Consider the following 14,889-nt stretch of genomic DNA (forward strand, 5'->3'; position numbering starts at 1 on the left):
TTTAAATAGTTAAACTCAGTGTAATTCTATAGTTTCGCGGCGGCATGGCATACCAAGCCACCACCTGGTAAGCGGTATCCGTAATATTATTAACCTTAAAGGAGAGGTCGGCACCAACATTCAAAAGCTTTAATTTATATCCGACCATGCCATTCAACAGCGTATAGGCTTCCAAGGTGTTTTTATAATCGTAATACCTTTGGCCGGTGTAGGCACCAGAAAGCGTGACATAAAACGGTCGGCGAGCCAAGCTCAACACCGTGTTCACTTTATGCTTCGGGGTATAGATCATTTGTTGATCATTGTATTCATCATCGGTCGTTAACGTTGAGCTCACATAGGTATAAAACACACGGGCGGCCAAGGTGTTAACACCGGCTTGTGCGGTAAGCCGCAACCCGGCCTCCACACCGAGCGTTTCGCCGATTTGCTTGTTCCGTGGCATCCATTTTCCGCCATCCTCCGGAAGCCATACAATAATATCATTGGTTCGTGAAGCAAACAGAGCGGTGGTCACCTCTGTTTTCACCGTTTCGCTCATCGAAAAGGAGAAATCGATGCCCATATCACCCGACCATCCGGCTTCTGCCTTCAAATCGAGATTGCCCATGGAGTAGCCATCCTCTTTCCAGTAAAGATCATTCAGGTTGGGGATTCGGTAATTTTTGGAGACCGTGCCCTTAATGGTTGCCCAATTCATGATCGGATGCTCCAGTCCCAACGAGAATACCACCGGTTGTTCATTCCCGTTGGTTAACTCTTCGCGCACACTCAATACCGCGGCACCTCGTCCATTGGCCCAGCCATAACGCCCCGACGCAAAAGCCGACAGGCGGTGACGCGTCACATCGCCGATATATCCGTCTGACCATGCCAGTTCGTTGGTGTAATTCACCCCGGCATTGATGGAATGAAGCACCCCGACCCGATACTTATATTCGGCCTCACTGATCCACGAACGGGAATTATTGTCGGCCTGAGGGTCCACATAGTCGGGATTGGAGTAGAGAACCTTGTTGCGAATCAATCCCTGTTTGAGTTGAAACGTTCCTCTTGGTCCGTAATATTTATAGTTGGCCGAGACCAGAAGATTCTTATCCTTCTGATTGGTATCGTCGGGCTGGCGGCTGGTCATCAGGGTTTGCAAATCCTTGTTGTAGTCCTGAAACCACAGCCCGGTTGTCATCACCGATCGATCGGAAATGCGCCATTGATTTTCCTGTAAAACGCCAAATTGTTCGACACCGGCATTGGTCTGAGTTTCTTTGGGATGACCGATACGAGAGGTATTGATGAAGGAAAAATCATTATCGGCCTGCTGTCCAAAGACCGCCAGCCGGCCGGCAAATCCGGAATTCCCCATCTTCACATCGGCAGCGGCGGAGCCAAATCCAAAACTGCCGGTGGAAGCGGAAACATTCAAGCCATTCTCCATCCCCAGAAGATCCTTGCCCGACAAATGGATGACCCCCGAAACAGCACCGCTGCCAAACAGAGTTCCGGAACCTCCCCGCTGCACTTCCACATGATTAAAAAAGCGCACCGGCATAACCGAAAGGTTTACGCCTCCATTCATAGGGCTTTGAATATTCAATCCGTTCCACAAAACGGCCGTATGATTGGTTCGCCCTCCACGCATGCTGAGGGATGTGAGGCCGCCGGCACCATACGTTTTTATATTAATGCCCGATGCGGCAGACAATAGAGATGAGAGCGATTCCTCTTGATGAAGATTCACCAACGAAGAATCGGGCGACGTCACGGAAGCCCCCACCGCAAATTCCCTTAGGCGGGTAGAGGTTACACGCACCTCTTTTAATCGAACGGGTTCCTCCTGAAAAAGATCCTGTGCGCTGATCCACACCGGGAATATCAGTACAATGCAAATCCCAAGATACTTCAACAACATAGTTACAAATGATTAAACAGATTTAATCATTCGCAACATCCGGTACAGTGAAAATAGAACGGAAAAAACTGTTCATATCTTCGCTTTTCCACCCGAAAGCTACGAATTTTAACTTCTGGCAGGTCTTCTGGCTTGCTCCGGTTTGAATGGCCTTCCCGAGAGGGGTGATTCACCATTTTTGCGAATCGTTCTTCTCAGTGGCAGGGGGTTTTATTCAAACCTTTTAAAGAGCTTACAGCTGCGGGGACAGCTCCGGATTTTAACCGGATTCCCTTTTAATCATCCTCTTGGAAGTAAAAACTAAGAGTGATGAACCAGTTTTACGTGGACAAATGTAGTATTTTTTTTGTTGCTTGTGAAAAAAACTTTTTATGCCTTTCGAACCAAAAAGTCGATGCGCATCTTTTTTTTTTTGATGCGCATCAATTGATCAAATCATGCGCATGAATTTTTTTTTGATGCGCATCGTTTTCCTGGTCGAATGCGCATCTTTTTTTAATTTCATGCGCATCCGTTTCCCGGTCGATGCGCATTCCTTTATCATTGAATAGGCATCCGTTTCCTGCTCATCAGCCAAGAAATTTCAACATACTAATAATCAGCAACAAACCACCAAATATTATCTTAAGAGATATCATCCTCTATGCTTGCGGGCACTTCGCAAAAACCAGATAAAAGAAGCCAACCCCAAGAGAATTCCCAGAGGAAGACCGGTGGAAGGATCCACAAAGAATCCTCCGTTTTTCAGTGGCGCCACAATAAGATAGGTAACACATACAACGGTCATAAAAACCGCCGGCAGCGACAGCATCCAGTGAGGTTTCCCCACTTTGACCAGATACATGGCACCGGCCCAGAGCACCACCACTGCCAGCACCTGGTTGGAAAGGCCCAGATATTTCCAGATGGTGGCAAATTCCAGCTGCGACAACACAAAACCAACAGCAAACAATGGGATACTTACCCATAAACGTTTTTGTATGGACGATTGATCCAATTTAAAAACATCGGCAATGGTGAGGCGTGCACTCCGAAACGCCGTATCGCCCGTGGTGATGGGACAAGCAATCACCCCGATGATGGCAAAAATGGCACCCACGGTTCCCAACCAGCTGCGACTGATCTCATTGACCACCCACGCAGGGTTGTGTCCTTCCATCTGCATCGTTGTGTTTAAACCGTCGGGGCCACCAAAAAAGTTCATGGCCGCAGTGGCCCAGATGATGGCTACAATCCCTTCGGCAATCATGGCGCCGTAAAAAACATGCCGGCCGTAGCTCTCTTTTTTGATGCATCGCGCCATCATAGGCGCCTGGGTAGAATGAAAGCCACTAAGCGCACCACACGAAATCACAATAAACATCATGGGGAAAAGGATGTTCTCCGTAGGATGGTGGTGCCAGTTTTTCAGATTGGTAAAAGAGATTTCTTTCATTGCCAGCTCCCCGGCAAAACCATAATAAATCATTGCCCCGGCAATGCCGATGGCCATGATTAACAGTGCCGCCCCAAAAAGAGGATAGATCTGACCGATGATCTTATTGATGGGCAATAAAGTGGCTATGAGATAGTAAGCAAAGATGACATACAGCCATAATTTTAAGCCTCCGTTGGTAAGGGTCGTCAACAGTTCGGCCGGTCCGGACACAAAGGCCACCCCAACAAAGATCAACAGCAGCAATGAAAAGAGTCGCATGAAATTTTGAAATCCCGGACCCAGATATTTTCCCACAATCTCGGGAATACTGGCCCCCTCATTGCGCACCGACAACATCCCCGAAAAATAATCATGGACGGCCCCCATAAATATGCAGCCAAACACAATCCACACATAAGCCATTGGGCCATACATGGCGCCAAGAATGGCCCCGAAGATGGGGCCCAGCCCGGCAATATTCAGAAACTCGATGGTAAACACCTTCCAGGTGGGCATGGGAACGTAATCGACCCCATTGTTGATCTTAAGGGCGGGCGTTTCATGTTGATCGGAAGCACCAAAAAAATGTTCTACAAATTTGCCGTACAGAAAATATCCGGCTATTAATCCTACAATAGACAGTATAAATGTGATCATATCAAAGAATAGTAATTGCTGAATTTCCATGAGGGAAAACCAAACGATCCCCCCTGAAGCTGTTAAATTTTGAAAAACGAAATTAAAAAAAATACGCGCCCGTTGTGTCTCATTCCGGAATTATTATGCCTCAGGGGGTAAATTTCCAATCCCCAAAGGCCAAATCGGAAAGGACTCCATCCCCAATAATGGGGAATGATCTCCGGCAGGCAAAGGCGCTGGTGCCTGAGTTATGAATAATCCATCTGCAAGCGCATACCGAAGAATTGACATCAAAGTTCCAGAACGTTTGGTATCAATGACTTTGAAGACATATCATGCCGCGAGAAATTCCTTCAATGCTTTTATCTCCGGCCCCGAAGAGGTAAAAAGTTCAACCAGGGTGCCTGTGTTCTGGATGTAAATGACTTACCCTTCCACCCCCGAAGAGGCGAAATAGCTCTTACGATACCACCGCACCCGGCTGTGCAATTTAGAACGATTCTAAAAATAACAACTATTGGGGATTGATTGGCTTTCGGTGTCCCTCTACTTTTGTGATCACCAAATGAGATCGTAGCCAGCTATGGGTCGTCAAATCTTTCATCAAACTAACTATTCGAAGAATCAAACATTAAAAACAAACAGATATGAGAATCCTACTATTTGTATCGTTTTTCTTACAACTATCACTGATAACAACTGCCCAAACAGGGTCTATCCGCGGCCATATCGACATGCCAGATGAAGAGGAGGCCCCGATCAACATAGGCATTAAAGGCACCAGCATAGGAACCATTACCAATAAAGAAGGGGATTATATTATTCGGAATCTGAATCCCGGCCATTACACGTTGCAGGCTTCGTATGTTGGTTATAAGCCGAAGGAAATCACGGTTACCGTCACCGCCGGGCAACAATCCATCGCCCCCACCATAAGGATGGAACGCACCGAAAAAGAGATTGCAGAAGTCTTAGTAGTCGGCAATCATCATTCGGGATATTCCATTCAGCAGACTTCTTCCTCGCTCCGGAACAACGTCCCGCTTCTCAAAATGTCCCAAAATGTCCAAATCATCAGCGAGGAAGTGCTGGCCGACCAGCAGCTGACCGACATGCTGGAGAATGTTTCGCGCAACACCAGCGGGGCTCAGATGATTGAGCACTGGGGAACCTTTGCCCGCATCAACATGCGGGGTTTTAAACTACCCGCCTTCCGTAACGGCATGAACGTGGACCTGCCCTGGGGCCCGCTCACCGAAGACCTGTCGATGGTCGAACGCATCGAATTCGTGAAAGGACCCGCAGGCTTTATGCTCTCATCGGGGGAGCCGGGGGGGTTCTACAACGTGGTAACCAAGAAGCCGTCAGCTTCAGCCTCCAACAGTGCCGGAATCATGATGGGGTCGTTTAACACCCAAAGGGCTACGGTCGACTTTGGAGGGCGGCTGGCAAACAAGGACAACCTGATCTATCGCCTAAATGCGATGGGCTCGACAAAAAACTCGCACAGAGACTATGAGTATAACGACCGATACACCATTAATCCTTCCCTGACATATCTCATCAACGGCAGCACCAGTCTTACGGCGGAATATATTTATCAATATTCCCAATTGTCGGTAGTAGGGGCGGCCTATGTTTTTGCACCCGACGGCATGGGCACCCTACCGCGTGATTTCACGCTTGCCGAACCCAACATCGATCCCACCGATATCAGGGAACACAATCTCTTTGTGACCCTTCACCACAAGCTGGGAGAACACTGGAACCTGACGGCCCAACTGGGATATCTGGACTACCAGCTGACAGGTTCGTCATTGTGGCCCGACTCGGTGACCTCTGGCGGACTGGTTTACCGGGGCCTTGGAATATGGGATGCCCTCAGCAATGCCAAGTCGGGACAGGCTTATATCGAAGGTAAATCGTTTACCGGCACTGTGGGCCATCATGTTCTTGCGGGCATCGACATGAGCAGTAAGACCTACTATGCCGACTGGTTCCAGTCCGGACCGCTGGCAGGAGAAGATAACCCACTGGATATAAACAACCCGGTGCATTATGTACATACCTCCCAGATGCCCGTTTTCGATCGCAGTCTGAGCATCCGTCAGCGGGCCTTCAATGGCAGCTACCCTGCAGCACAAACATTGCAATCCGCTTCGGCCTACATCCAGGATGAACTGAGTTTCTTTTCCGACCGTCTTCGCCTGACGCTCGCGGGTCGATACACCCATTACCGCACATCGGTATATGGTGCCAACACCGACGATCAGGTCTTCACCCCACGGGCAGGCATTAATTTTACCATCGACCCTAACACCTCTGTTTACGGCCTTTGGGACCAGACTTTCATTCCGGAAGCAGGAACCGATAAAGAAGGCAATGCTTTTGACCCGGTGGAAGCCATCGACCTGGAAGCGGGCATCAAAAGAAAATGGGGCAACGGAAAATGGATCTCATCCCTCACCGTTTATCAGATCACCAAACAAAATGTTTTAACCACCGATCCGGAAGATGTCAACTATCAGATTCAATTAGGAGAAGCCCGCTCGCAAGGGGTGGAGTTCGACCTTCAGGGAAACATTCTGCCCGGTCTGGACATGATTCTCAACTATGCCTATACCGATGTTGAAATCACGGAAGACACCAATCCGGAGGTGGTAGGAACCAAATTGGCCGGTCACGCCCGACATATGACCAACGGTTGGCTGAAGTATTCTTTCAAGCGTTTGCTGCCCGAAGGATTTGGTATCGGTCTGGGGTATCAATATCAGGCGGATCGCTCTTCCTGGTCGTGGAGCGCCGACAATGAAGCCATTTTGCCCGACTATTTCCGGCTGGACGGTGCCCTCTTCTGGGCAAAAAATAACATTGCCGTGCGGTTGAATGTCAACAATCTTCTGGACGAGTATCTTTATTCGGGCGGAAGCTATGGTAGTTACTATTACTGGCAGACCGAACCGGGAATCAACTACCGGCTGAGCATCAATTACCGTTTCTGACCTGCCCTATGGCATTTAATACAAAGAAGGGATTATCACCGATGCCATAGGGGGCATCAGAGGATCAAACAACCGTCAGATTCATTGAAGCAGGAATGGGTTTAACACTCATTCCTTTCTCTATAATAAAACAGGCAATCATGATTAAAAAAATTATTTTTCAGATTCATCTTTGGCTTGGCCTACTGTCGGGAATTGTGGTATTCATCGTTTCTATCACCGGAAGCCTCTATGTTTTCCAGCCGGAGATCACGGCATTGCAGCGCCGCGATGCCATTTATGCCGACCATCCGAACAACCAAAAACCTCTTTCTCAACAACAACTGTGGGAAAAAGCCAGAGAAGCTTTTCCGGAAAATGAAGAGATTTCATGGGTTAACATCTACAACGATCCACGAAAGAATCAGATATTCTACAGTTACGCCAGCAATCCTGATGCCCTCACCTATTTCGGGTATATCGATCACTATAGAGCCATATACCTCAATCCATACACAGGGAAGGTCGAAAAGGTTTATAACGAAAAGACCAATTTCTTCAACATTATTAAGTTTCTGCATTGGAGTTTGCTATTCAAGACTTCCATTGGTCAGCCCATTGTAGGGTGGGCCACTCTCATCTTCGTGGTATTGCTGATTACCGGTCTGGTACTGTGGTGGCCCCGTAGTTTCCGGGCTGTAAAAAACATCTTTATTATCAGATGGCAGAAAACGACGGGCTGGTATAAAAGATTCTACGATCTGCATAATGTCCTGGGCTTTTGGAGTTTTCTGGCAGCATTAATCATTGCCCTTACCGGTATGGTTTGGGCATTTAAATGGTTTCAGGCAGCGGTGTATGTGGCAGCCGCAGGAACCACCACGCCCCCCATTCAGTCTCACGCAGTATCTGAACCGGGCCTCATCCGGGTGGTCAGTCCCCTCGACAAAGCCCTGGCAACAGCCAAAGAGAGATATTCCGATGCCGCCGCTTTTCGTGTCACTCCGCCATCCGACAGCACCTCCGTCATCAATTTCTACGTTCAGCAAAAAGAAGGTGTCTATTATATTAATCATCAGCTGCAATTTGACCAATATTCCGGCGAACTGTTGGCAGCACGCAACCACGAGGAGAAAAATGCCGGGGAAAAACTGCTCCATGCCAATTACGATATTCACACCGGTGCCATATTGGGGCTGCCCGGAAAAATACTGGCCTTCATCGTTAGTCTGATTGCCGCATCCTTACCTATTACCGGCTTTATGATGTGGTGGAAGAGAACACGAAAAAAACGAACCTCTTTATTTTAACCCGTATCGGTCCTATAAAAGAGCTATCCATCACACTTAATACGCCAATAAGAAACTTAAGTAATAAGAGAAAAAGTCGTTCCATGGTAAAAATGATATTGTCTAAACTTTTCAAAACTTCGCATAAGTCAACTGAAACGGGAATAACCATCCTCTACGGCACCAAGTCGGGCAATTCATCATTCATAGCCCGGGAGGCAGCCCGATATTTCGAAATGCAGGGCATTGGAACAAGAGTGAAAAACATGGCAAAATATCGGGCAGCTCAATTGGCCTTCGAAAAGACAGTGCTGGTGGTGGTAAGCACCCATGGCGAAGGAGAGCCTCCGCCCGGAGCCTCCTCCTTTTTTAAGGCGTTGGAGACGACCTCGTTGTCGTTGAAGCACCTCCATTATGCAGTGTGTGCGCTGGGCGATTCCGATTACGAACATTTTTGCCGGGCCGGGAAAATCATTGACCAACGTTTCAGATCACTGGGGGCAGTTCCCCTCCTGCCCCGAACCGATTGCGACACGGACTTTAGAGATACCGCTGTTAATTGGATAAAAAAAGTTCATTCTCAATATGGCAACATCAAATCGTCTCCACGCGCTGCATCGGCAAAAGTTGTCCATGCTTTTTCTCCTGTTGAAAGGATGGACACCGGCATTCAACACCATGAATCCGATGAAGAAGAAAAAAAGAGTTCCAGCACCACCACCCATTCGGCCGTCATAACGAACAAGATTCAATTAAACCCGGGCTCCAGCTCGGAGATCTATCACATTGAAACAGTAATAGATCCGGACACAACACGGTACAGCCCCGGCGATGCCATATCTGTGGTTCCCCGCAATCCTTCTCCTCTTGTGGATAAAATCCTAGACCATTATCGTGTTTCGCCGGACGATGAAGTACCCTTCAAGGGACAATCAACAGCACTGGGCGATCTCCTCCACACACAACTGGAAATCACCACTTTGAGCAAAAACACACTCAGCAGATATGCCAAGGTAACCAACCACCAAGCATTAAAAGCACTATTGGAGAACGAAGATAAATGCCAGGAATATATTAAAAACAACGACCTGCTGGATCTGATCACCGATTTTCCCAACGGAATACATGTGGAAGAACTAATTAACATTCCCAATAAAATCCGGCCGCGCTACTATTCCATCGCCTCCAGTCAGCAAAAGACCCCGCGCGAACTACATCTGACAGTCAAACAAATTCGATTTCACCAAAAAAAACGGATCTATTACGGCGCCTGCTCCAACCACCTATCCTGGCTCCGTAAAGGCGAAAAGCTACCCTTCAAACTGATTCCCAATGAAGGTTTTCGGCTTCCTTCCGACTCGAATGTTCCTGTCGTTATGATTGGTGCAGGTACCGGCATCGCCCCTTTTATTGGCTTTTTGCATCATCGAAGCATTAATGGCACAAACAAAAACTGGTTGATTTTCGGCGAAAAAAATAAAGATTCGGACTTTCTTTACAACCAACAAATCCTGAAATGGAAAGACCAAGGACTTCTGCAGGGCTTGGACATGGCCTTTTCCAGAGATCCTTCCAAACAATATGTGCAGGATAAAATAAGAGAAAACGCCGACTTGTTGGCCGAATGGATAAAGGACGGAGCCCGAATTTATATTTGTGGATCCCTCAATATGGGCGCCGGCGTAAAACAAGCGTTGGAGGATCTACGGCTAAATGACCATGATCGAAGCTCTACCGTTACGGATTGGTTAAAAGCCAGGGGGCAGTATTTTGAAGACCTGTATTAGAAAATGAATGATTGAAGAGCCCTAATTCCCAAATGGAAGATCTTCCATTACCACAAAGGGGTTGTCCCGAAACACCGGAACAACCCCTTCTTTTTACGCGGGATCAACAGTATATGACTTTAGAAGCCTGGGTTTTGATCCTCTTGAGAAATTTCATTGTTGGAAGAAATTTCTGACTGAGGAATCGGGAAATGTTCATGTTTTCCGGCCACGAATCCCAAAGGAGCTAACACCGTTTCTGCATCCCCCCAACGGACGAGATCCCAGTAGCGACTGCCTTCGAAGGCCAGTTCGAGCTGACGCTCTTTCTTGATAGCCTCTCTCAAATCCTCTTTCGACATGGCCGAATCATAAGTATCCAGCCCGGCTCTGACACGCACCTTGTTCAGTTCTGCTCTGGCACTGGCCTCATCGTCATCTTCATTGTAAGCTTCAGCAGCCATCAGCAGTACATCGGCATAGCGAATGAGTCGCCAATTGGTGGTAAAGTTAAGCTCCTTCACCGAAGCGGCCGGGTTACTCTGGTCGGCATAGGTGGAATATTTCATTCTCAAATAACCTTCATAATCATGAAAATCATCATCTGATTCTCCAACCATTAATCCTCCGGCAGCCACAAACTCATCCTCACTCATAATCGTATTCTGATATCTCGGTCCATTATCACCCATTTCGTTGAAAGCCTCACCAATACGAGCTGTAGGCAGATTAAACCCCCAACCATTGATCAATCCCACAGCCTGTACATTTTTAAACAGCTTGTCACGAGGTCCCATCAACACAATGTGTATATTGGATTCATGCAATCCGGGGCTCCAGGGGAAATTACCCCAGTCGTAACCTTCCTGAGAAGTGTATAATATTTCGAACACCGATTCAATTCCCAGTTCACCTTCTTCTTTCCACACTTTTTCAAAGTCAGGTTCCAAATCATATTCTGCGCCCTCAGTAAGGATAACTTGACTCAACACCTGATGCGCCTGTTCCCATTTTTCCTGATACAGATAAACCTTACCCAGAATGGCCTGCACAGCCCCTTTTGACAATCTAAACTTCTGATCATCTGGCAATTCAGATTTTAAAGGCAGAACATCTATGGCTTCCATCAAATCTTGTTCAATATTGGAATATACTTCCGATTTTGCAGTTCTGGCACGGTGGGCATTCTCCATGGTGGTAGGCTCAGTATAATAGGGCACATCCCCAAACAGCGTAACCAACTCAAAATAATTCCACGCTCTGATGGCTTTGGCCTCTGCGGCGACCTGCTCTTTATAATCATTGTCGGTCACCAATTTGGACAAAAGAATATTACAATGATTAATGGTTTTATAGAACCCTTCCCAAATGGCAGTAGTGACCGTATTGTCGGCCTCATTGACGAAATCATCCAAATTCTGATATGGCAACTGGTCACTAGGAGCCGAGCCGGCATTGCAGTCATCGGCCGGTAAGTTTTTGGCAAAGAAGGCGCTATTCCAGTCTCTTCCGTAATTCCACTGCATTAAGTCGTAAGCACCCATTAAAACAGAGAGGGCTTCATCATTGGTTTCCGGATAATTTTCATTTTCCCATCTTCCAACGGGGTCAACTTCGAGAAAACTATCACTACAAGCCGGCAACAAAAGAATTATCAAGGCCGGAATCCATTTAAAGAAATTATATCGTTTCATATTTCTATCGGGTTTAAAAATTAGAAATTAACAGATATACCAAACATCATTTTGCGAGGAATGGGATAAACGCCACGGTCTACTCCCTGGCTTTGGCTATTGGAACTCCCTGCCTCAGGATCCAGTCCTTCATAATCGGTAAAGGTGAAGTAGTCGTCCAACGAAATAAAGACTCTGGTATTAGAAATTCCCCAATTATTAATCAGGCTTTGAGGTAATGAGTACCCCAGCTGGATCTGTTTAATCCTCATATAAGATCCATCCTGCACCATCAGGTCGCTACGATAGATATATTCACTGCTTCCGTCGGGCTTAGGCATAGATGCGTTGGTATTTTGTGGTGTCCACCGATCTGTATAGAAATATTTAGGTTTGTTGGACAGTGGACGGTCGGGACGATACCATGCTGTATATATGTCATTCCCTTTGGTTCCTTGAAGGAACAACTTAAAGTCCAGGTTTTTGTAGTCCAGATTTATACTTGCACCGTAGAGCAAATCGGGATGAGGATCACCAATTTTGGTCAAATCGGCGGAAGTGATCTGTCCGTCACCGCTCACATCCACAACATTGGGCATTCCGGTGGTTTCATTAATGCCATCGGTTTTATAGCCATTAAAATACCAAATAGGTTCTCCTTCTTCGAACCAAGTCAGATTATAACCCCGAACATTGGCACCGGCAATAGGGGCATCCTGATCAAGATGCGTAACCTCATTTTTCAGGGTTGCCAAATTGGCGCTTACCGACAGATTCACATCCCCAAACTGATTATTGTATCCCAGTTCAAATTCAAAACCGGAATTGGATACATCACCACCGTTAACAAAGGGAACATTGACCCCTCCGGATAAAGGCAACATAGCCAAAACGATCAAATCTTTGGTGACCTTATCATAATAATCCACCGAGAAATTAACTTTTCGGTTTAACAGGCGCATATCAGCCCCGACAGACAGCTGCTCGGTACGCTCCCACTTCAGATTTTCATTGACCAGTTTGTCAATCTGGGATCCTGAGAAATACCCATTTTCAGAAGCGGTGGGATAAAAAATTCCGGACGCGGTCCACAGTTCTTTATCAGCAGTACCGGTCAAAATGGAAGTACTTCCATTCTGTCCCCAGCTACCTCTAAGTTTAAAATAATCGACCAGTGAACCGCCCCAAAAATCTTCTTCTGACAAAACCCATCCTAAAGAAAGAGAGGGGAATACAGCCGACCTGTCATCTTCAGAGAAGACACTGGCAGCATCACGACGAATGGAGCCTTGTAACAAATATTTACCTAAGTAGTTGTACGAGAACCGGCCGAATATAGAGGTCATCGTTTCTTCTTCCAGGTCTCCTCCTACAACATCCTGTTTCCTTGAAGTGGCATAATCATGATACGCAAACTGATCACCTTCTCTAGCCATAGGACCTGAATAAAGGTACCAACTAGGATGCATCTTTTTCTGTGCCGAGTATCCTAACAAGAAGGTCATATCATGATTATCGAAAGCGGTCTTGTAGGTGGCAAAATTCTCCCATAACCAGTTGAAGTACTTGTCCAGGTCATCACTCATGGTATTCGTGCCATTATTTCTTTCCTGGGAAGAATAATAGACCTTATTCCAATTATGGTACTGGTCATAAGTCAGATCCAGGCCTAATCGTGAAGTAATGGTCAATCCTTCCATAGGCTTCAGATTGGCATATAAAGTTCCCAACAACTGATCTTTGGTTCTTTCATTATTGTAGGTTTCCAGCATGGCCACGGGGTTGGCAATCTCACCGGTTGCATTAACGGGCAATGCATAATAGCGTCCCTGATCATCTGTCAATAGCGTATGACCGTCGGCCAAAGCCTCCAATTCTTTATCGCTTTCTTCGCCAAGTTCATAATAAACCGGCGTTGTTGGATCTATCAAAAGAGCATTATTGAGTACGCCTCTATATTCATCATCCTCACCCACAGTACTTCTTTTGGAATGAGAATAGGTGAAAGTATTGCCTACTTCCAACCACTCTTTGATATCGTGCGAAGAGTTTAGACGAAATGAAAGCCGCTCATAAGAAGCTTTATCTCCCCCCACGACACCATCTTGTGAGCTGTACGAGACAGATGCCAGATAATTGGAAGACTCACCTCCGCCTGAGAAGCTCAGGTGGTGACGCTGCATGGGCGATTCTTCAAAGACCTCATCAAGCCAGTCGGTGCCGTTGCCGATGCCGGCAGGAACCGTAACATTGGAGCCCTGCTCTTCCATATATTGAGCATACTCCTGAGCATTCATAAGCTCCATATTGGTCTTCACACTCTGAATGCCATATTGGAAATTATAGGAAATCTGACCTTTTCCTTTTTCCCCGGTCTTGGTAGAAATGATTACAACACCATTCCCACCTTCCGACCCGTAGATAGCGGAAGAAGCAGCATCTTTGAGCACTTCAATGGATTTAATATCACCGGGTTCGATATTGTCGATATTGTCTACCTTCATTCCGTCCACAATATAAAGCGGTTCGGAACTTTGGTTAGAGTTGGTACCCCGGATTCGGACCTTGGCACCTGCACCCGGCGAACCGGAGGTAGGAAGGACGGTAACACCGGCAGTTCTTCCTTGCAAGGCCTGTTCTACCCGAGTGTTGGAAGTAGATTCCAGTTGCTCGGCATCGACACTTGAAATGGCGCCGGTGACCAGGGATTTCTGTTGTACACCGTACCCCACGACGACGACTTCATCGATACCGGTGGTTCGCTCAGCGAGGGCAACATTAACTTCAGACTGTTCACCCACTGCCACTTCCAATGTTTGAAATCCAATAAAACTAAACTGGAGCACATCACCGCTAGCCGCCTGAATTTGGTAATTACCGTCCGTATCGGTAATGGTACCCTGCATGGTTCCTTTAATGACCACATTAACACCGGGCAGCGGTCGGTTCTGTTCATCGGTCACTTGTCCGGTGACCGTTTTCTGATCCTGTGCGAAGGCTGCCGTTGTCAAAAAGAAGAAAGCAGCAAGAGCAAAGGAAAACCGGGTAAGAAACTTCTTACCACAGGAATTGACTTTTTTTAACATGTTCAATTCCCAAAAAGATTGAATCTTTTTCATAGATTTGCTTTTTTAACGGGTTATTTAACAATAGAATCGGTTAAAATGATCACAAGGGATGATGTCCTCCTCAACGCCAATTTGTAGGGCAACATC

Annotated in this window: 7 protein-coding genes and 1 riboswitch; of the genes, 3 read left to right on the top strand and 4 right to left on the bottom strand. The window is 46.8% G+C overall.

The window, feature by feature from the left end; translation table 11 throughout:
• Position 1 precedes the first annotated feature (1 nt).
• Both ACT29H_RS07810 and ACT29H_RS07815 read right to left on the bottom strand, forming a co-directional pair.
• The gene (locus ACT29H_RS07810) at positions 2-1,909 is read right to left on the bottom strand and encodes a TonB-dependent receptor (protein ID WP_444821060.1); all 1,908 of its coding nucleotides are present in this window, start codon (positions 1,907-1,909) and stop codon (positions 2-4) included.
• Between the two features lie 100 nt (positions 1,910-2,009).
• Positions 2,010-2,240, bottom strand: a riboswitch (cobalamin riboswitch).
• Between the two features lie 303 nt (positions 2,241-2,543).
• Complete coding sequence (locus ACT29H_RS07815) at positions 2,544-3,983, bottom strand: carbon starvation CstA family protein (protein ID WP_444821061.1); 1,440 nt, start codon at positions 3,981-3,983, stop codon at positions 2,544-2,546.
• Between the two features lie 629 nt (positions 3,984-4,612).
• Between ACT29H_RS07815 and ACT29H_RS07820 the strand changes: the two genes are divergently transcribed.
• From ACT29H_RS07820 to ACT29H_RS07830, 3 genes are all read left to right on the top strand, one after another.
• On the top strand, positions 4,613-6,967 hold the full coding sequence (locus tag ACT29H_RS07820) for a TonB-dependent siderophore receptor (protein ID WP_444821062.1): 2,355 nt from the start codon (positions 4,613-4,615) through the stop codon (positions 6,965-6,967).
• A 140-nt stretch (positions 6,968-7,107) separates the two neighbouring features.
• Positions 7,108-8,256, top strand: a complete 1,149-nt coding sequence (locus tag ACT29H_RS07825) for a PepSY-associated TM helix domain-containing protein (protein WP_444821063.1) — start codon at positions 7,108-7,110, stop codon at positions 8,254-8,256.
• A gap of 83 nt (positions 8,257-8,339) precedes the next feature.
• Positions 8,340-10,022 (top strand): diflavin oxidoreductase, encoded by a 1,683-nt coding sequence (locus tag ACT29H_RS07830; protein ID WP_444821064.1) that lies wholly within the window; start codon positions 8,340-8,342, stop codon positions 10,020-10,022.
• 119 nt (positions 10,023-10,141) lie between these two features.
• Here the strand turns inward: ACT29H_RS07830 and ACT29H_RS07835 are convergent, their stop codons facing one another.
• A complete protein-coding gene (locus tag ACT29H_RS07835) occupies positions 10,142-11,695 on the bottom strand; it encodes a RagB/SusD family nutrient uptake outer membrane protein (RefSeq protein WP_444821065.1) in 1,554 nt (517 codons plus the stop codon).
• A gap of 20 nt (positions 11,696-11,715) precedes the next feature.
• Entirely contained in the window at positions 11,716-14,793 is a 3,078-nt protein-coding gene (locus ACT29H_RS07840; protein WP_444821066.1) for a SusC/RagA family TonB-linked outer membrane protein, read from the bottom strand.
• Between the last annotated feature and the right edge of the window lie 96 nt (positions 14,794-14,889).

The organism is Thermophagus sp. OGC60D27 (genome assembly GCF_052400625.1).
Taxonomy (GTDB): domain Bacteria; phylum Bacteroidota; class Bacteroidia; order Bacteroidales; family Marinilabiliaceae; genus Thermophagus.